Origin of the sequence: Mucilaginibacter sediminis (assembly GCF_051903035.1) — a bacterium.
In the GTDB taxonomy this organism is placed as follows: Bacteria; Bacteroidota; Bacteroidia; order Sphingobacteriales; family Sphingobacteriaceae; genus Mucilaginibacter.
In genome coordinates this window covers 5,038,962-5,059,513 of sequence record NZ_CP170602.1, presented here as the reverse complement: position 1 = coordinate 5,059,513, position 20,552 = coordinate 5,038,962, and the positions used below count along the sequence as shown (strand labels likewise).

General features: G+C 42.5%; 14 protein-coding genes. 5 read left to right on the top strand and 9 right to left on the bottom strand.

Going from position 1 to position 20,552, the window contains the following annotated elements:
* Positions 1 to 82: 82 nt before the first annotated feature.
* Complete coding sequence (locus ACFGVS_RS20795) at positions 83 to 1,984, top strand: DUF4153 domain-containing protein (RefSeq protein ID WP_439695442.1); 1,902 nt, start codon at positions 83 to 85, stop codon at positions 1,982 to 1,984.
* 10 nt (positions 1,985 to 1,994) lie between these two features.
* Here the strand turns inward: ACFGVS_RS20795 and ACFGVS_RS20790 are convergent, their stop codons facing one another.
* Both ACFGVS_RS20790 and ACFGVS_RS20785 read right to left on the bottom strand, forming a co-directional pair.
* Positions 1,995 to 2,549: a hypothetical protein gene (locus ACFGVS_RS20790; RefSeq protein WP_439695441.1), complete on the bottom strand. Its 555-nt coding sequence runs from the start codon at positions 2,547 to 2,549 to the stop codon at positions 1,995 to 1,997.
* Positions 2,550 to 2,641: 92 nt separating this feature from the next.
* Positions 2,642 to 3,355 carry a hypothetical protein gene (locus tag ACFGVS_RS20785; protein ID WP_439695440.1) on the bottom strand — a complete coding sequence of 238 codons (714 nt, stop codon included), beginning with the start codon at positions 3,353 to 3,355 and terminating at the stop codon, positions 2,642 to 2,644.
* 129 nt (positions 3,356 to 3,484) lie between these two features.
* Here ACFGVS_RS20785 and ACFGVS_RS20780 point away from each other — a divergent pair, with 129 nt between their 5' ends.
* The 3 genes from ACFGVS_RS20780 to ACFGVS_RS20770 all read left to right on the top strand — a co-directional run bounded on the left by ACFGVS_RS20780 (position 3,485) and on the right by ACFGVS_RS20770 (position 5,633).
* Entirely contained in the window at positions 3,485 to 4,417 is a 933-nt protein-coding gene (locus tag ACFGVS_RS20780) for an NAD(P)-dependent oxidoreductase (protein WP_439695439.1), read from the top strand.
* A 254-nt stretch (positions 4,418 to 4,671) separates the two neighbouring features.
* Positions 4,672 to 5,145 (top strand): transcription elongation factor GreA, encoded by a 474-nt coding sequence (gene greA / locus ACFGVS_RS20775; protein WP_090651442.1) that lies wholly within the window; start codon positions 4,672 to 4,674, stop codon positions 5,143 to 5,145.
* Positions 5,146 to 5,243: 98 nt separating this feature from the next.
* Positions 5,244 to 5,633, top strand: a complete 390-nt coding sequence (locus ACFGVS_RS20770) for an HIT family protein (protein ID WP_090651441.1) — start codon at positions 5,244 to 5,246, stop codon at positions 5,631 to 5,633.
* A gap of 106 nt (positions 5,634 to 5,739) precedes the next feature.
* Here ACFGVS_RS20770 and ACFGVS_RS20765 read toward each other — a convergent pair whose 3' ends face one another.
* The 6 genes from ACFGVS_RS20765 to ACFGVS_RS20740 form a co-directional block, all read right to left on the bottom strand.
* Positions 5,740 to 6,567 (bottom strand): universal stress protein, encoded by an 828-nt coding sequence (locus ACFGVS_RS20765; RefSeq protein WP_439695438.1) that lies wholly within the window; start codon positions 6,565 to 6,567, stop codon positions 5,740 to 5,742.
* Between the two features lie 121 nt (positions 6,568 to 6,688).
* The gene (locus ACFGVS_RS20760) at positions 6,689 to 7,141 is read right to left on the bottom strand and encodes a pyridoxamine 5'-phosphate oxidase family protein (protein ID WP_090651636.1); all 453 of its coding nucleotides are present in this window, start codon (positions 7,139 to 7,141) and stop codon (positions 6,689 to 6,691) included.
* A 272-nt stretch (positions 7,142 to 7,413) separates the two neighbouring features.
* Entirely contained in the window at positions 7,414 to 8,301 is an 888-nt protein-coding gene (locus ACFGVS_RS20755; protein ID WP_439695437.1) for an NmrA family NAD(P)-binding protein, read from the bottom strand.
* Positions 8,302 to 8,325: 24 nt separating this feature from the next.
* A complete protein-coding gene (locus ACFGVS_RS20750; RefSeq protein WP_439695436.1) occupies positions 8,326 to 9,390 on the bottom strand; it encodes an alkene reductase in 1,065 nt (354 codons plus the stop codon).
* Between the two features lie 93 nt (positions 9,391 to 9,483).
* Complete coding sequence (locus tag ACFGVS_RS20745; RefSeq protein WP_439695435.1) at positions 9,484 to 10,401, bottom strand: helix-turn-helix domain-containing protein; 918 nt, start codon at positions 10,399 to 10,401, stop codon at positions 9,484 to 9,486.
* A 512-nt stretch (positions 10,402 to 10,913) separates the two neighbouring features.
* The gene (locus ACFGVS_RS20740; protein ID WP_439695434.1) at positions 10,914 to 14,123 is read right to left on the bottom strand and encodes a glycoside hydrolase family 2 TIM barrel-domain containing protein; all 3,210 of its coding nucleotides are present in this window, start codon (positions 14,121 to 14,123) and stop codon (positions 10,914 to 10,916) included.
* A gap of 297 nt (positions 14,124 to 14,420) precedes the next feature.
* Between ACFGVS_RS20740 and ACFGVS_RS20735 the strand changes: the two genes are divergently transcribed.
* Positions 14,421 to 18,599, top strand: coding sequence for a hybrid sensor histidine kinase/response regulator transcription factor (locus ACFGVS_RS20735; RefSeq protein WP_439695433.1), 4,179 nt, complete (start codon positions 14,421 to 14,423; stop codon positions 18,597 to 18,599).
* Positions 18,600 to 18,805: 206 nt separating this feature from the next.
* Here the strand turns inward: ACFGVS_RS20735 and ACFGVS_RS20730 are convergent, their stop codons facing one another.
* A complete protein-coding gene (locus ACFGVS_RS20730; RefSeq protein ID WP_439695432.1) occupies positions 18,806 to 20,407 on the bottom strand; it encodes an RICIN domain-containing protein in 1,602 nt (533 codons plus the stop codon).
* Between the last annotated feature and the right edge of the window lie 145 nt (positions 20,408 to 20,552).

Here is a 20,552-nt window from a genome sequence, read left to right as displayed (position 1 = left end):
CAATTGCCACCCACGCAGTTTACTTTTTTAGTATAGATATTTTACAAATTGTACTTACATTGCCTGTATAAACCCTGTCGCAATGAAATTCCCATCCATAAAAACACTCGCCGAAGGCTTTTTATCTACGTTAAAGCGATATCCGTTTGAATTTTTATTCGCATTGATTGGTACCATTGCCGGCACTGTTGAAGTTGAACTGCGCCATTTGAACAGGGTACATGAAGGCTGGCTGATGCGCGGGGTGATGACAGCCAACCTGGGCTTGCTGCTGAGCTTATCGGCTACGCTGTTTACGCAAAGCCGCCCTTTTAGCAAACAAAATAAACTCATTATAAAAATTATAGCCGCACTTTTTGCAGCAGCGCTCATTTTCATCATCGATCCTACCGCACGTGAAGCTGATTATATTCGGTTTTTCCTGCTTTGCCTGGCATTTCACCTGCTGGTGGCTTTTGCAGCCTTTACCGGCAAAGGACAGGCAAACGGGTTCTGGCAATTTAACAAAACCCTGTTTTTGCGTTTTTTAACCAGTGTATTATATGGGGTGGTGCTTTTTTTAGGTATCGCTGCCGCTATAGGCGCCACCAACTTTTTGTTCAACTTCGATTTTGAGTGGGATACCTACGCCATATTATGGGTTTGGATAGTGGGCGTATTTACAACTATGTTCTTCCTGGCCGGCGTTCCGGTTGATACCGCCGCGCTCGACGAAGATTTAAGCTATCCTAAGGCGCTTAAAATATTTACCCAATATGTGCTTATCCCGCTATCAACCATTTATGTACTTATCCTGTTAGCCTACGAGGTTAAAATACTAATTCAATGGAGCCTGCCTAAAGGACTGGTATCCAACCTCATATTAAGCTATGCCGTATTCGGCATCCTTTCCCTGCTACTTGTTTACCCAATAAGGGACCGCGACGGTAACAAATGGCTTAAAACCTACGCGCGCAGTTTTTACTTTTTACTGGTGCCGTTGCTGGGCTTATTATTTGTTGCCGTTGGTGCAAGGGTATTTAAATACGGCATTACCGAGTGGCGGTACTTTTTAATAGCGCTGGCCTGCTGGCTTTTATTTATATCGGTTTACTTTTTGATATTCAAAAAGCAAAATATAAAGATTATCCCTATCTCGTTGTGCGTGGTAACGCTGCTGTCTATATATGGTCCGCAGAGTGCGTTTTCGGTGAGTATGTATTCGCAAAGGCGCATTATTATTAAATTTTTTGAAAAATATAACGCTTTAAAAAATGGCAAGTTTATCAAGGTTGATAGCACCAAAGTGAATGTTAAAGACGGCAGTAAGGTAGTAGCTACCCTAAATTATTTTGTAAGTAAATACGATTTGTCTCCGCTACAGCCTTACTTTAACAAGGATCTTACTATGGTATCCGACTCGTTAGGAAAAATAAAAAAGCCCAATTATCCAATTATGAATGGGTATTATAGCCGTTACGAGTTAAGACAAAGTAAATATGAATGGGCAAGGACTTTCCTGGGCCTGCATCACTTTGAAGCCAACGACTACCCCGTTAGTGACAGCGCCAAGATAACCTACGATTACGAATTTAATGAAACCAGCAAGATAAGGAATATCAAAGGCTACGATTTTTCATACAGCCCCGGCTATATGATTGATAGCTTAACCGACGAGCTTGGCGATTTACAATTAAATCATACTACGCTTGACAGCAGGGTTTGTATTTTAAAAATCAATAAAGAGAGCTTCCGGTTTGATGCCAACGATATTATCCAAAAATTGATGAAAGACCCGAAAAAGCTGGCTGCATATAAATCCCGCTTAGCCGCAGACGTTTACTCGGATATCTACAGAATACCGTCCGATTCTTTATCGCTTAGTCTCAAAAACAACAACTTTGAAGTAAAACTCCAGGTCGAAAATGTCCGCATATCGGCCCCCAAAGGAAAACAACCTCAATTTATGTTTTTAACCTTCACCTATTACATCAAACGTAGATAACAGAAGATTATCAATTCACCTGTATTACCATCGGCAGCCCTTGCATTTCCTTAACCGATTTTGCCATCCGTTTAATAAACAAGTAATTGGTTGTTCCGCCAATAACAGCGCCAACAACCGGCACCAACCTTTCGGCAGTGCGGACGCCCAGGTTGAGGATTATTTTTTCGGCTACGCTTTCCATCATGGTTTTGCTGAGCGCAATGCCGGTTTCTACTTTAAAAGATATAGCTACCAGTTTCATAAACTCGTCGAAACCCATTTGGTAGCTGCCCCTGTTATGGTACATAATAGCCATAGTAACCCTGAATTGTTGGGTTATCAGGTTAAGCACATCAACAGGCATACCTATTACCATGGTTAAAACACCGCCGCTGCCCGATATGGCACCGCTGCCGGCAGCCATAATTGCGCACTGGTTTATAAATTTATCAAGGCCCAGTTTGTCGACGCCTTTTTTTACGTTCAATTGATCGATATGATCAAACACCTGCTTAAACCCATCGTGCGATAATTGTTCGGAATAGTGTTTTATATCGGTGCCTATTTGTTTTAATGATTTCATTTTTAATTGGTTTATTGCAAAAAGAGCAAGCCCTTGTAACATACTAAGCTATTCTCGTGCCAATCAATAAAGCGGGTAAATATGGCAGTAAGCTAACGGCTTTTTGCCACCGCACCCTTGTCATCCAAGGTTTCAATTACGGGTTGGTTTTGTTTGTTAATATATATCCTCAGCTTTGGCTTACCATTGGCATCGCTCAAAAATAAGCCCACATCGCCCCCTGCGTTTTTACCAACAAAAAGCCTTTCTTTGGTTACCCGGCCAGATGCGTTAAGCTTGTCAATTCCTGTTTTATATGCAACAGTATCATTTAATTTGTTCAGTGAATCAATATAAGCCAAAACCTTTGATGAAGGGAAATTATCGTACTTATCCCAAAGTTTCAGACCATAGCTTCTTTGCAATTGCGGGCCATTATTTTCCTGGCTATATTGAAGCTGCATAATCTGGTCGTTCTTATACTGATCGATGGAGTAGGTCATACTCGCGCTTTTTTTATCGCCATCATATACCAACCCGCCGCACTCATTGCCATCATCATTAAAAAATATCATGCCGGCTGGGCGGTCGCGTTTAGGCAGTTGTTTGCCGTCGATGGTTCCAGGGTGCTGGCTTTGGCGATTGCTTATGGCCATGCGTATTTTACCATCAGGCTCAACAATGTCAATCCGCTCGGCGGTTATTTGTTTAAAATGGGCTTGATTGCTCATCAGCCGTATAATAAAGCCAAAGCACACAATTATAGTTACCGTAAGTAGGGCCAGGTATAATTTTAATGTTTTTATTTGCTTAGGTAGATTTTCCATTGCTTCAATAGGTTTAAAATTGCAATGTAAATATATTTAAAGCGTAAAAATGAGTAAAACCGTAAAATGCTACGCATTAATAACCTATGTGTTTGTAAATTCGCCTTTTATAAAAAAATTACTGACGAGTTGAAAAATAACATTCTAATTGTTGATGATGTACATCCCATATTTATGGAGCTGGCCGAAGCCAAGGGTTATACATGCGATTACAGGCCAATCATAAAAACCGAAGAAGCTTTACAAATTATAGGCAATTACGCGGGCCTGGTTATCCGCTCAAAATTCCAGGTAACCAAACAAGTTTTTGATTTGGCCACAAACCTGCAATTTGTGGCCCGCGCCGGTGCCGGGATGGACAATATTGACGAGGCTTACGCCGCCGAAAAAAGCATTAAACTGATTAATGCGCCCGAAGGCAACTCCGATGCTGTTGGCGAACATGCCATAGGGTTATTGCTTTCACTAATGAATAATTTTAACCGGGGCGATGCCGAGATCAGGAATGGCAAATGGGAGCGAGAGGGCAACCGCGGCTACGAACTGAAAGGAAAAACTGTGGGCATTATTGGCTACGGCCATATGGGGCATAGCCTTGCCCGTAAGCTTTCGGGTTTCCAGGTTGATGTAATTGCTTACGATAAGTATAAAACCGGCTTCAGCGACCGCTATGCGCGCGAAGTAAGCATGGAGCAGATAGTAAAGCTAAGCGATGTGCTAAGTATACACGTACCCCTTACATCAGAAACCAATGGGCTTATTGATGACGAATACCTGTTTCACTTTAAAAAGCCGATATTTTTTATCAATACCTCCAGGGGAAAAACCGCAAAAGTAAGCAGCGTATTAAAAGCCATTAAAGAAGGTAAAATATTGGGTGCAGGATTAGATGTACTTGAAGTTGAAAAATTCCCTACCCTGGCCGAGCAGGCCTGGTACGACGAATTGCGCCAAAGCGGCAAAGTGATCCTAAGCCCCCACGTAGCCGGCTGGACGTTTGACTCGTACAGGAAGATAAGTGAAGTGATGGCGGAGAAATTGGTTGATTTAGTTCATGGTTGATGGTTCATAGATCATAGCCGAATCCGCTTACTTTTTATCCATGAACCATCAACAATGATCCATGAACAGCCGAAGGCAAATAAATTTGCATATTAAAACTTAAATCACTTATCTTCGTTCAATACTAAACAAGACTATGTAGGCATGGCCCATATAGTCTTGTTTGTTTTTACAGTCGTTGCGTCCTTCTTAAAAAAGGGAGGGCGGTTTTTTTTGGACAACCAATAGGATAAATAATAATTAATTTACGTGTTATGGCAGAGGTATCATACTTTACCAAGGATGGTTTAGAAAAACTAAAAGAAGAATTACAAAGGTTAAAAACAACCGGCCGTGCGGATATATCAAAACAAATTGCCGAAGCGCGCGATAAAGGCGATTTATCGGAAAACGCGGAATACGATGCTGCTAAAGAGGCGCAAGGCCTGCATGAGGCCAAAATAGCCCAAATGCAGGAAACCCTGGCCAATGCCCGTTTATTGGATGAATCAAAACTGGATACATCAAAAGTGCTGGCGCTTTCTATCGTTAAAATTAAAAACCTTAAAAACGGCGCAACCATGAGCTATCAGTTGGTGGCCGAAAGTGAAGCTGATATGAAGGCTGGCAAAATATCAGTAGCATCGCCCATAGCCAAGGGCCTTTTAGGCAAAAAAGTTGGCGAAAAAATTGAGATCACGGTACCGGCAGGTAAAATTGAATTTGAAATACTGGAAGTTAGCCGGTAAGTTTTAATTTGAGAATTTGAAGATTTGAGATTTTGAAAATATCGAATCGCCAGGCCATCTTCAAATTTTCAAATCCTTAAATTTTCAAATAATTAACAATGAACATCTTTTCGAAAATTATAGCAGGCGAGATTCCGGCATATGTTGTGGCCGAGAGCAATGAGTTTTTGGCTTTTTTAGATATCAATCCACTGGCCGAAGGGCATGTGCTGGTGATCCCGAAAAAAGAAGTTGATTACATTTTCGACCTGGATGACGAAACTTATACCGGTTTGCAAATATTTGCCAAAATTGTGGCTACAGCCATTAAAACAGCTATACCATGTAAAAAAGTAGGGGTGGCTGTTATCGGCCTCGAAGTACCGCACGCACACATCCATCTTATCCCCATGAACCGGGTTGACGACCTTAACTTTTCGAGGCCTAAATTAAGCTTCAGTGCCGAAGAATTGAGTGTTACAAAAGATAAGATCAAAGCAGCGTTTTAAATACTTGTCTGCATTGATTTAAAAAAAATAACGGGGTATTGCTTAAAGCAATACCTTTTTTATTTAACCCTGAAGGCAAAACCATTCGTGATTCCCCTGGCTTTGGTTAATACGGAAATATCAGCAATGGTATTGTAATATGCCCCGGCAGCGCTTCGGTCAAATAATCCCCAATGATCTCTTTAAAATGATAACGGTGGTTAACAAGCACCAGCACATCGTTATGCATTCCGTTAATTATAACATCAAGCGCCTTGTTAATGTCTTTTTCTCTGATGTTGTTAAAAGCAACCGGGAAATTACGGATATGATTTCCAACCCGTTCGGTAAACAGTTGCTGTCCATAACTTTCCTCGATATCCGGAATTCCCTTGGCCGACAAATGCGCTACAGCTACGCTGGCCTGCATAGGCTCGGCCAGTTGAACAAGGTATTTTACAACGGCAGCGCGGCAATACCGTAAATCGGCCATATAAGTTATATGTTGTATGTTTTTTAATGTCCAGTTTTCGGGCACTATTAGCAGCGGGCACTGCACTTTATTTAATACGCTTTGGAGGTTTAATAAAGGTTGTCGCGGCCCATTTTGCAACACGGTACCGCTTCCGCTCACCATTAGCCAAATATCATTTTTGATTATCATAGCGGCCAATTGTGTAGCATCAAAATCGGCGATATCCATTGCTGATATTTCGGGATGGTAGTTTGCCGGTTCCTGGTTAAGCGCATTTAACATTAGAGCTAAACGATCTCCGGCAATCAACGGTTGTTGAATACTGTGCCCGGCCAGCACTTTTGCGGAAACCATTGTATTAACCTCATAGGTATCGGCCACTAAAATATTGGCTTGCACCGCCCTGGCAATAGCGAAAGCCTGTTTTGATGCGTGGGTGGCTGATGGAGAACCATCGTTAATTACGATAATCGTTTTCATAGTGTCGGAGTTATAATTTTCAAGAGTAAATCTCACAAACGCTTGTCAGGGAAAACATGATTACGGTCATCCTAAAAATTGCTTGTAATCATCAATCATATAGGCCATATTTAAGCTGGCCTCAGTTACCTTCAAACCGGCCGGTTTTTTTATCAAGATTGATCTTATAAATAATAAGTTCAACTTTGTCGCCTACATCGCTGTCATTTTCGGTTATCCCATGTGAAGGATGATTAGCGGGATGACTGGCCATGGGCATTATGCGATGTATAATTCCCTGCATCAGGCGAGCCTTTTCGTCTATATCGGTTATTTCTTCAAAATGCCCCCAGGCAACAACGCTTTTCCAGCTAAAGATGTTCTGGATGTCGTCAATTTCAAAACATACCTCAGGATTCTTTCGCATCATTTCAATTTTTTTACCATTTGCAGAATGGCTGTATATATATGGTGCGCTGTAAACATAGTTTATCGGAACGATATAAGTCGTTCCATCGGCATGGCAAGCGATACGGCCGGTAACCTGCTGTTTCAGCAAGCTTTCTATCTGCAAATCTGTAAGTGCTCCCAACATGATTTTTTATTTTAGCAATACAAAGTGATTAACAGCATCAAAACTAAGGCTGGTTCCCTTGTTTAAAAATGACCGTTTTGTTATTAAAAAGTGACTCCTGTCACTATCGCTTGCCAAAACCGCAAAAACGCGTCCATTATTACCCCATCTTCTCTCGCGGCTTTTTAGATCCCTTAGTTGTTTTTCATGTCGGCGGTATGTTGATTATTCCAAAGCGTTTTAGAATCAATAAGCGGGACGCCACCTTGTGTGCAATCCCGCTTGCGGAGTTTTCAAGCCTGCTGGTACCGGCTTTTGAATTCTTCGGCAAATTGTTCCAGTTTAATCTTCCCTGTTACTTGTCTTCCTTTTTCAAAAAAGTCCTTCATGACAATACCTGCTTTTACCCCCTGGCCCAGTTCGATAATAAGCCCGGCTAATTCAGGGGGTAGGCCTCCGGATAACATCCCTTGTTTTAATTGTTCATCCGGGATTTCGGTCCAGGTCAGTTCCGGTTTGCCTATCGCCTTGCCAAACAGGGTCGCGATTTTATTGCCTGTAGAGATATCGCTCACGACATATTTTACCTCAAAACCATTTCCTTTCGTCTGCAACTCGTCGGCTATAGCAGAAGAAAGATCATCAGAATGTGTGAGTGCCAATTCATCGTCACCGCTGTAATTGTTACCAAAGATGCCCCTGTTCTTGATCAGCGGGATGTCTCTGAAAAAGTTAACAAAGAAAAAGCCCGATCTTAGCACGGTTACGTTCACTCCGTTTAATTGACTTAATATCTGCTCTACACGGTGCACCCCCTTTACCGGGCCTGTTCCTTCAGGCGCGTCAGCGCCAACACTACTTAGCATTACCACGTGCGGTACACTTGCGGCCTTGATAGCTTGCGCATTAGCGTGCCCAGCATCTGCGATATTCCGGATCATATTTATTGCTCCCATTGATGGTGGCATCATGGTATAAACCGCATCTGCCCCATTAAAAGCTTCGGTTAGGAAAGTAACATCGCTGATCGAGCCGATTGCTGCCTTAGCACCTAACTCCTCGATTTCATTTTTGCGATCTTCTTTCGTGCTGATAACGGTTACTTCATGTCCGGCTGCTATCAGCTTTTTCACTAACGGTTTGGCTACATTACCTAATGAGCCTGTTGTTATAATTTTCATGATTGTGTGTTTTATGGTAAATAATTAGTCTAATACGGGATAATCGGTGTAACCCTGTTCACCGGGCGTATAAAAGGTATTATAATCCGGCTCATTTAGGGGGGCGTTTTTTTCAATCCTCCTCATGAAGTCGGGGTTGGCCAAAAAGCTTCTGCCGAAGGCGACCAGATCTGCCGTGCCGTCCTGTAATTTCGCTTCGGCCGTTTCTGCCGTAAAGCCATTACAATAAATGATGGTATTGTCAAAAGCCCGGCGGATGCTCCGATGGTTTTTTTCGGTGATGCCCGGATTATTGGAAATATGGAGGTAGGCAATGCCTGATCGATTCAGCTCACCCACCAGGTAAACATAAGTTTGATGTACTTCAGCCTCGTCATAAGCCGGCATATCGTTCGATGTTAAAAAGGGCGAAATGCGCAAGCCCACCTTATCGGCACCGATAGATGACGCAATTTTTTGTACAATTTCCAGTACCAGGCGGCTGCGGTTTTCAATGGATCCACCGTAGATATCAGTTCGGTTATTGATATGCGGGTTTAAAGATTGTTCCAGCAGGTACCCGTGAGCGCCATGCAGTTCTATGCCATCAAATCCGGCAGCTATGGCGTTCCCGGCAGCTTTAATGTGGTCTGCTACAATGCGGGCTATGCCTTCTGCATTAAGTGCTGAAGGGGCCGAATATTCGTGCATCCCCGTCTCGGTGTAAATTTCGCCAGCCGCTTTGACGTCCGACAAACCAACCACCTGGCATCCTTCCGGCAGGTTGGAGTTATGGGCAATCCTTCCGGTATGCATCAGTTGCAAAAATATCTTAGAGCCAGCTTCATGTACAGCGTTGGTAACCTGCCTCCAGCCTTCCACCTGGGCGTCTGTAAAAATGCCGGGAATGCGCGGATAACCCAAACCTTCGGGGCTTGGCGAGGTACCTTCGGTAATAATCAGCCCAGCGCCTGAACGCTGTTTGTAATAAGCGGCCATCATCGCATTGGGAACATTATTAATAGCCCGGCTCCTGGTCATGGGAGCCATTACCACATGGTTCTTTAATTGAAGTGCGCCTTTGTTGTAAGGCATGAATAACTTTTTCATTTTGCGGTGTTTATTGTTTACACAGCAAAATTGAACCTATTCAATAGCTAATAATAGCGCAAAAAGACACAAAATCAGTCCAATCCGGCAAAGTTATTTAGCCTGGGCGGAAAATCGTTTAGGCGTGAGGCCGTGGCATTTTTCAAACAAACGGCTGAAATGGCTGAGGTTGGAAAAGCCCAGTTCATAGCCCACTTCGGCAACCGAACGCTTACCTTGCTTTAACAGGAAGGCGGCTTCTTCCATCCGGGCACGCTGGTAATAATTGTAGATGGTATCGCCGAAGGTTTGTTTGAAAAGTTGTTTGAGTTTGGTTTCGCTCATGGCGACAACTTGTGCCAGTTCGCTAAGAACGGGAGGTACGCTCAAGTCGTAAAGTATCTCGTTCCGGATATGTAATAGTCTTTCTGCGTCCGCACTATTAATGCTGTAATGGGCAGCCGTGCTTTCACGCAAAACCAATTGCCGAAAAAGCAGGTAAATTAATTCCTGCACCTTAATCTGCATATAAAAATGGCTCAGGTCATCCTGAGTATTAACCGCCGCCATATGTTTTAACAGGATCTTCGTTTCCGCAGTCATGCTTTCAAAGTACAGGAAAGAACTACCGCTGGTGGTGATGGTTTTCAGGGTAGCGTTTTGTTTAGTCAACCCTAAAAGCGCTTTCAAGTAAACTGGTTTAATAGCAATAACCACATAATGAACAGAGTGTCCGGCGGGAAAGCGAATGGCCGAACTCAGGTCATTAGAGGTTACCTGAATGGCCGCGTCTTCCCGTTCAGAGAAGCGTACCTGCTGATAGTTGTTAAAGGAGATTTCGAGCGAGTCTTCGTTACTATAAAAAAATATGGTGATCAGTTCGTTCCCCATACCGGATGAGTTACGCTTGATAACAAGGTCCTCCCGGAGAGTATAACGGTGCAAGGTAACCTTAAAGTCTGGTCCGAAGGTTAGTTTGCGAATATAACCCTCCCCTAATTTTTCGGGTATACGTAACAGATTGTTTTCCATTGCGACCCCAAGGTGATGGGCGAAATGCGTCATAAAATCAAAATCAGGTGTGGCAGAGAAACTGAAGATCATTCTGGTTGCATTATGGTTTGCTAAACAACATTGTAGTCAAAAACACGCCGGATACTTCAAAAGTAAAAATTAATAAACTCGCTTCAACCGGGCTTTTCCACATACCAGTTAATGATCTTGTCAATAGCAAGCGCATCAACCGGGTTATTCCATAAATATCTGACTGCGCAATAACAGAAGACTGGATATCTTATTTGCCGAATACCGACTTGCGGTATTGTATTCCCCAATATACCATCGAAATTATGATGTTATCAAACCTTTTACCTAAAGTCAGCAGGCCCGTACCCCACCGTAATAGGTTTTTATGTCACATACTTCAACTCACGTTAAGTTAATAGCACTGCGAAGGCCCTTGATAGCACCTGTAGCAAAGCGGGGAGCAAATGATGATATTTGCTCCCCGCTTTTGCGTTATTTTAAACTATTTAATCAGGATCTTATTTTTTACTGAATAACTGAATTTGGTAGCTGAAGCTGGTATCTTTTGCATATACCCTGTACTGTTCCAGCGGACGCGGACCACAGCCATATGAGCCAACGCCCAACGTTTTATTACTTACGCATAATACTGTGCCTTTACTTTTTGGCAAATCTATCTTGTACTCCACGTCTGTCATTTCTTCATCACTGTATGGCAGTGCGGTTACCTGGAACAGCTCACCGGTTTGTTTAACGGCTATTCCGGTACCTTTAGCAGTGCTCACATTAGCCCACCTTACATCTTCATGGTTGCCACAATCCATCGGTTTTTCATATGGGGTTTGCTGCTGCGTTATGGTACTTAAGTAATGGCCAACATCAAACCCACTCTTCCTGTCGGCATAGTTTTCCATTGGGCCGCGGCCAAAATATTCAAATCGATCCAGGTTCTGTTTCAGGAAAAAACGTACACCCAACCTGGCCAGCACCAGTTTAGGGTCGGCATTAAAGCTCACGTTGTTGTCAGCTTTAATTATGCCTATACCATTTATAGTATAAGTTACCTGGTGACGAACAATAAAATCATGTTTACCTGTTCCCGTAAGGTTTACCTTTATTTCAACCTGGCCAACAGAAAGCCGGGTAACTTTTACCAGGTCGGTTTTCCAGCTGATCTCTTTCAGGCCATATTTAACCCAATCGTCATAAGCCCACATATCGTCCTTACGGTGAGGCGCACGCCACAGGTGCAACATAGGGCCGCCATTGTCCTGCAAAACGTTTTGGCCGTCTTTCTCCATCTTCGAAAAAGTGCCTTTTTCCTTGTCAAACTCCAGGCTAAAACCATCGCCTTTTAACCTGATATTATTACCGGCATCTGATAAAGTTAGTTTACCTGTTGCAGGTTGTGTTTTAACAGCCGGAATACCTATAGGCAGTTCCAATTGCTGTGCCGCAACCTCAAATCCCTTTTTTGCCCACATTTTATCGGTAGCCAGGCTAAACGATACCCTCAGGAAATATTCTGCCCCGGGTTTAGGTGTAACATTATAGGGAACCTTTACATCAAGCTCTTCACCCGGCTTAATCTCCTTAAGCGCTAAATGGCCCAACGATACAATTGTACCATTTTCAGTTACTTCCCATTTGGCGGTTAAGCCGTTCAGGTTAATAAACTGGTAGCGGTTTTTAATGGTAACCAAACCGTTCTTCAGATCTTTCGGATGAATGCTGATCCACTGGTACGCATGTTTTAACTCGGGATAGTGCGGTTTTAATGATCTATCCGAAAACACAACGCCTTTATGTATAAAATACTGATCATTCGGGTATTCGCCAAAACCTCCTCCAAAAGCAGTGATCGGGTGCTTCGGGTCCCGGTTGTTGTAGATACCCTGATCCTGCCATTCCCAAATAGCGCCCCCTAACAATTGCGGATATTTGTCAAACAAATCGTTATAAATATCAACTGAACCCATAGAATTGAACATAGCGTGCGCATATTCGCACAAATAAAATGGCTTGGTTAGGGCTTGATCATTTGCGTGCTTTTCCAGGTTCTCCACATCGGTATACATTTCGCTGTCCATATCTGCAGGGTTATTTTTACCAATACCAAAACCTTGGTAGTGCGTTGGACGCGTGTCGTCAATTCCTTTGATCACTTTCAGGATCGTTCTGAAATTTGAGCCGCCGCTACCGCATTCGTTACCCAACGACCAGATAATAACCGAAGGGTGATTTTTAAAATTCTCTACATTGGCAACGTTCCTATCAATAAGTGCGGCTTTTATCCTGGGCTCTTCATTAAACTCATCCCATGCACCATGGCTTTCCAGGTTCGCTTCGGCAACCAGGTAAATTCCGTACTGATCGCACAATTCATACCACCTTGGGTCGTCAGAATAGTGGCAGGTGCGCACGTGGTTACAATTGGCTTGTTTAATGAGCACAATATCCCTTATCATTTGCTCCTCGGTAACCGCATGGCCATCATTCGGCCAGTTTTCATGACGATTTACCCCTTTTAGTTTAATTGGCACTCCGTTAACCAGGAATAAGCGGCCCTTAATCTCGATATTTCTGAAACCGGTATGTGACGATATGGTTTCCACAGCATTAACGCCATCGTTAATTTTTACAACTGTAGTATAAAGCTTTGGTGTTTCGGCAGTCCATTTTTGCGGGTTGTTTACATGGAAACTGGTTTCAACCGTCACTTCCTCCCCGGGCTTTAAAGCCGGGATAGTTTTTTTGGCGATTGCGCCCGGTACAGCCACGGTACCGTTGTATAAAGCAACGTCCAATAAACGAGCTTTAACCGGCGCAGTTCCGTAGTTTTTTATTTTGGCCGATACCAGTACATCGGCATCTTTATATTGTTTATCAAGATTGGTTTTTACAAAATAATCCCTGATATGTTCCTGCGCACTGCTCCACAGCGTTACATTCCTGAATATACCGCTTAAACGCCACATATCCTGATCTTCAAGGTAACTTCCTGTAGTAAAGCGGTAAACTTCAACAGCTAAAGTATTTTTCCCTGGTTTAACGTATTTAGTCAGATCAAACTCGGCGGCGTTACGGCTGTTTACACTATAGCCCACTTTTTTGCCGTTTACCCAAATAAAGAAACCGGCATCAACGCCATCGAAGGTTATAAAAATACGGCGGCCGTTCCATTCAGCGGGCACGATAAAATCACGGCGGTAGCTGCCTACCGGATTCCTTTCTTTGTAGGCAGTATATTTTACAGGCGGAGTGCTCATCACTCTCGGAAAATCTTTTTGGAAGATATAGGTATAGTTGCTGTAGTAAGGTGTACCGTACCCCTCTACCTGCCAGTTTGATGGTACTTTGATGTCTTTCCAGCCGGATACATCGTAGCCTGGTTTATAAAAATCGACAGGACGTTTTTGTGGCCAGTCAACCCAGTTAAATTTCCACAAACCGTTCAGGCTGCGGCTAAAAGAAGATGCATGCCTGTTTGCAGCCAATGCCTCTTTTAATGAAGCATAGGGCATAAGCGTGGCATGGCTTGCCTCTTTGTTGATGCCAATATTTTCGGGGTCTTCTATCTCTTTTGGAACTGAGGCAGTATCTGATTTAGAAAGGCCATTATCCGGCTGCTGCTGAAAGCCTGAGCTTATTTTATAACTAAAAACAAACACAACGATCAATAAAACCAGGGCAAATTGTTTATTAAATGGAGATTGGTACATGGGCATTTATAATAGTTTAAATAGGTTAAGCTTTGTATATTGATTAAGGGCAAAGAAATATAAATTTCATGCTTCAAAATTGTCATTATATGCATATTTATTGTCACATGATACATTTCAGAGTGGATGCTTTCAATTATCCGGCATATAAAATCATTTTTGCGAATAGAATATTTCTGTACGTAAAAAACTGCTGCAAAGGCCGTAAATTCGGGTGATAACATAAAATCAATTATTATAACAGGCACCCTTTTGCCTGCCGAACAAATTGTACTTTGCATTAGCTGGTAAACTGAGTAATAAATGAATGTAAACAACCTGTTTTGGTTAAATAAGCATACGTGTGTAAAGGCCCTGTTACTTATTTTTTGCTATTGCCTGTTACTGCATAGGGCCTTTGGCCAGGCATACCCTTATAAATTCAATTATCTTACTGTTGATGAAGGCTTGTCACATACCGACGCCAACGATATTTTGCAGGATAAGCGGGGCTATATTTGGATTGCCACTCATTTCGGGCTCGACAGGTTTGACGGCTACACGATTAAAAAGTTTTACAATGTCAACGAGCCCCTTAATAACTCCTTCAAAAACCGCATCAAGTGCCTATATGCCGAAGACAATGGCAATATATGGCTCGGCACCGAAGGGGGTATACAATGCTTTGACCCCAAAACAGAAAAGTACCTTGATTTCAGCGAGGCAAACAAGCAATACATCCCCACTTTTGATAAGATGTTTAAACCGGCCGGCAACCGGATATACGGTTTTATGGGCGATCGGATAAAACTGTATCAGATCAAAGACAATATTCTTACGGAGCAAAAGCTGAATTTGCCATCTGGGGTAGTATTTTCAGATATAACATGTGATAAAAACGGCCTTTTTTACCTAACCAGTAATAAAGGCCTTTGGACACTTGATAAAAACAATCATTTTAAAAATCTGCCAATAACAGCCCTGCCAGATCAGCAACTCCATTGTATTTATTTTGATAACCGGAACCATATTTTGTTAGGATCGGGCAATAAACTATTCCTGATAGGTATCGATGCAAAAAATTCCGCGCAGGTTAAAAGTTTAACTTTTGTTAAACAATACACTACGGTAAACAAAGACCAGATTTGGAATATTGCAGAAGCAGGCACTTCTGATTACTGGCTGAATACCGGCGCTGACCTGATCAGACTTGATGTTAACCTAAACCTGTTACAGGTAGTGAATAATAAAGGCCCGCAGCGAGGCTTAAACTCCAACTCGCTTAACAAAATATTTATCGACCGGAGCGAATGTTTGTGGATCTGTACTTTCGGCGGCGGCTTAAACTACTGCAATCTTCACGAAAAACTATTCTATACACTGCAACATAACGCCGAGGCTAAAAATTCACTGGCGGACAATCATATCCGGTCTGTACTGGCCGACGGCGACAGGCTGTGGATAGGCACTACATCCCACGGCCTCAACCTTTATAATTTAAAAACGCAAACATTTACTTATTACAATATTTACAACTCGCCCGTAAAATTAAAGAACGATGCGATAACAGCGCTGACGCTTGATAACGATCATAATTTATGGATAGGCAGCGCACGTGGCATCCAGGTTTTAAAGCACAATGGCACAACGCTTTGGCAACCCCGCTCCTCTGATAAATTCCCGGATTATGTGATAGATACCTTTACCAAAGATTATTATGGAAACATTTGGTTTGGTAACCACCGGGATAGGTGTGGGGTGGTGTGGAAAGATGAAAAAAACTATTACCATGTAAAATACTATGGTGTTGGCTTTTTTATTTTTGCTGATACCAATAAACCTCAATTACTTATATCCAGCACACAGGGCTTAAAACGCCTGCTGGTTGATAAACAAGGAAATATAACCCAAAGCTTTGGGTACAGGGCATCAGCAAAACCAAACTCATTAAGCTCAGATTATACTTACCCCATAGTTAAACAAGACGACAGCAGCTATTGGATAGGCACCATCGGCGGTGGGCTCGATAAACTCACTATAAATACAGGCACCAACACATTTTCCATTAAAACCTATGCCGGTGACTATGGTATTTTTAATGATGTAGAAAGCATGGAAATTGACAATGCCGGAAACTTATGGATGGGCGGCAACGGGCTTGAGTGCTTTAACCCTACAACCGGCAAACTGATTAGGTATGATAAAAATGACGGATTGCAGGGCAACAGCTTTAAGGTAGGATCATCATATAAAGGTACCGACGGCAGGTTGTATTTCGGGGGTATAAACGGCCTCAATTATTTCTATCCAGACCAAATTAAACCTAACAGCATTGCCGCAAAACCTGTATTAACCGACATTTTAATTAATAATAAGAAACCAGACTTTGGAAAACCCGGTATATCACAGGATTTCATTCCCCAGGCTATCGGTTATTGCGATAAACTAACACTTAATTACCTGCAAAATAATTTCCAGATCTTTTTTTCGTCCATGCATTTTGCCAATCCTTTAAAATGCAGATATCGCTATAAATTAATCGGTTATGATAAAGACTGGAAATACACTGATGGAAAAACGCCCTCAGCCGCCTACAGCAACCTTGATTATAGCAGTTATCGCCTTATAGTTGAGGCCACCAATAATGACGGCATATGGAGCAAAAACCGGGTTGAAACCGATATCGCTATAACCCCGCCCTGGTGGAAATCGGGCTTTGCAAATGTGATTTACATTTTGTTGATACTATCAGCCCTTGCCGGTATTTACATATACCAAGCCCGCTGGTACCGCCTTAAAAGGGAAATTGAAGTTAACGCCATAAATGAAAAAAAACGGGAAGAAATGCACAAACAACGCGAAGAACTTTACCAGCAGCAACTAATGTTCTTCACCAATGTATCGCATGAGTTTCGTACGCCTTTAACCCTGATACTTGGGCCGCTTGAAAGTTTGATGGGCCAGAACAAAAACCCGGCATTGGATTATTCATATCAACTCATGTTCAGGAATGCAAAACGGCTTATCAACCTCATTAGCGAGCTCATGAACTTTAAGAAAGTGTCTGACAGCGTTATAAAGCTACAGGTGCAGCCGCTGATTGTGAACCAGTTTTGTAAGGATATGGCCTGGGAATTTCAGAATTTGTCGGTTAGCAAAAGCATCCGCTTTGAAATGACCGATCATACCGAAAACCAGGTATCGCCCGTAACAGGCTATTTTGACGTGCAGATATTAGAAAAAATCCTCTTCAACCTTTTAAATAACTCGTTTAAGTATACGAATAGCGGCGGCAAGGTATCGTTCGATATTTTTTTTGATATGGATAAATTCAAACCGGCTTTTAATACCGGCTTTGAGCTGTTGAATAAAGATCACCGGGCAAAAAAATACATCTATTTTCGTGTAGCCGATACCGGAATAGGTATCTCCGGTGAATCTATCACCCGCATTTTTGACCGTTATTACCGTATAAGCAAAAGTCATTTGGGCTCGGGCGTGGGTTTAGCGATGGTTAAAAGCCTTACTCAATTACATAAGGGAGGTATTTACGTTTATAGCGAACGTTATAGGGGCACCGAAATCATTATTGGCATACCCTGGGGCGGTGAAAACTATAATGAGGCCGAAAAATCAGTTTCCAGCACCGAGGTGGAAACCCGACTTGAAGCGATAGATAACGCCATGGCGCTACCTTTACCCGAACAGGAAAATAATGATGAACGTTCTGTTTCAAAAATGAGAAAACGCATTTTATTAGTTGAAGATAACCAGGAACTGCGAACCTTTTTAAAAATGGCCTTTGAAAACTACTACGATGTTTATGAAGCAGGGGATGGTAACTCGGCTGTTGAAATAGCAACCGAAAAGGTGCCGGATATGATCATCAGCGATGTAATGATGCCCGGCATGAATGGCATTGAACTTTGTAAACTTGTGAAAGAGAAGTTTGAAACAAGCCACATTCCTTTTATAATCCTATCGGCTAAGGATGCTTTAGATGCTAAAATTGAAGGAATGGAATCGGGTGCCGATTTTTATTTTGCCAAACCACTCAGTGTTGATCTTTTGTTGCTAACCGTTAATAATATTTTTGATCAAAGTGAAAAACTGAAACAACGTTACGTCAAGGACTATCTTTCGGAAGCAACAGAGCTTGTACATTTGGAAAAAGACAAGGAATTTTTTCAGAAGCTTATCGCATTGATAGAAAATAACATACAGGACCCCAACCTTGACGTCGACTTTTTATGCAAGCATTTATATTTAAGCCGAACCAAACTATATCAAAAAATCAAAAGCATTTCCGATCAATCAGTAGGTGATTTTATTCGCACTATACGGTTAAAAAAAGCGGTTCAGATTATGACACACGAAGATATTACCATGAACGAGGTAGCCGACAGGATAGGCTTGCAAAGTAATTCGAATTTTTCGAGGGCATTTAAAAAAGAATACGGTAAATCGCCAATGCAATTTATGCAATCATTAAAAAAAAGCTGAGCTGGTTTGTGGCCAGTTGCATTTACCTTATAAATTTTATTTATTGGCTAAAGTAAACAAGATAATTGAAGCAAAACCAAAGGCTTTAGCCAAAATGCCGGTTGAGCATTGAGACCAAAGCCTGGAGTTGTTTATTTTATCATTGCTACGGAGCCATCGGCAACTAACCACCCGTCTTTTTAAAAGTAGCGTACCCGCAATAGATACTATTGCAGCTTCCAGCGCTGGGCAGCCCCACCATTCCAGCCCCATTGTACCAGTTTGTAGCCGTTTACCGATGAACTTGAATTATCAAGCACACCACTGCTTGCCTGGTTCCATATTTTGTAAGAGCCGTCAGATTGCTTATCAACCCACCAACGCTGGTTGGTATTTCGGCTTGATGGATATTGAATAAGCTGCAAGCCGTTGGTAGTAGCTCCTCCCGGTACATCCAGGGCCATCCAGCTGTATTGGCTGATGATGTTCCATGAACTATCTTCGTTTTGGGTAAAATTCCATTTTTGGCTAAGCCCGCTATTTACCCCCCACAGCACAACACCCGTTCCGCTGCCACTCTGGCTGGCGTTATCAACAGCTATGCCATTTTGATTACTTACAATAAAATGTGTACCGGCAATATCATCGGGTATTGTGGCCGGCGTATATTGTAGCCATGCTACTGCACTGGCAAACTTGCTTGTTGCCAAACTATTATCAACCGGCGTTTGCTGATCCCAACCGTTCCAGGTGATATTATAATCGGTACGGCGGTGGCTCCAGATGGAGGTGGCATTTTGTAGCATCCAGGCATGGTAAGTGCTCCACATGCGGTTATCTCTCACAAAGTGCCCCAAACCCCGGGCAAATTCGTCGCCCCAGGTATTGAGGTAACTGGCGCTGTTGGTAATAATACCGTTGGTGGTCATGTTATTTTTAACATAATCAATAGTGCGTTTGGCATCGTTGTAATAATTTATGTTGCCGGTAATCTGGTAAAGTAAATTGGCATAGTCAACAAATGTACCCTGGTTATAAACCGCCAAACCCTGGTTAACAACGTTATCACGATCTATACCTGTATATACCTGGCCTGTGGCTGAATTATATATGTGATGCCATACCCAATCATAAATCTGTATAGCTTTATCCAGATATGGCTGCTCGTGAGTACTCTGATAAATATAACAAGCTACTTTCCCCAAACTGTTGTTTGAAAGCGCCTCTTTACTTATCGACTCGCCGGCAGGTGTCATATCGGGTTGCTGCTCCCAAATGCCGCCTCCGTTATATTGTGTGTCCCAGCCACGGTTGTAGGCCATATTAAAACCATACTTGGCCTGGGTAAGAAAATTAGCGGTACCGGTAATTTGGTAGCCGCGTATCAGCGCAAGCGAAAACCAACCTATATCATCGTTCCAGCCGTCCCAGGTCCAGGGTGGAGGTGTATTTTGCAGCCAGGTGCTACACAGGTTATTTACTAATGTTTTATGTGCGGTGCTACCGGTACGTTCATAAGCGTCCTCGGCAACCAAAATATCTAACGATGCTACCCAGGTGCCATCAGCGGCGCCATCATTAATTGATTTTTTGTAATAAGTTTGTCCACCTGAGTTTACTAAAAATGCGCTGTTAAACGCATTAAAAGCTGCATCGGCATTGCCTGAGTTAGCCGAACTAAAATGAACTTCATGCTTTGAATCTGCTGTTGCTTGTTTTGCCTGCGGGGCTTCTGTTTTTTTACAGGCCGGGAACATGAGCATAACGCCCGCAGTAAGCGGGATTAGGCCCCGCATGACATTGCGGTTGTTTAAATGATCTTTCTTCATAAGATTGTTTTTATAGATTGTTTAAAATTGGATTGGTTATAATAGGGCATATGGGTTAAGGTATTTGGATATGGTGGCATGGGCAGCTGTCTCGCCTATATTGCCTGTTTTATAGGGGGGGGTAATACTATTGTTTTTCTTAATT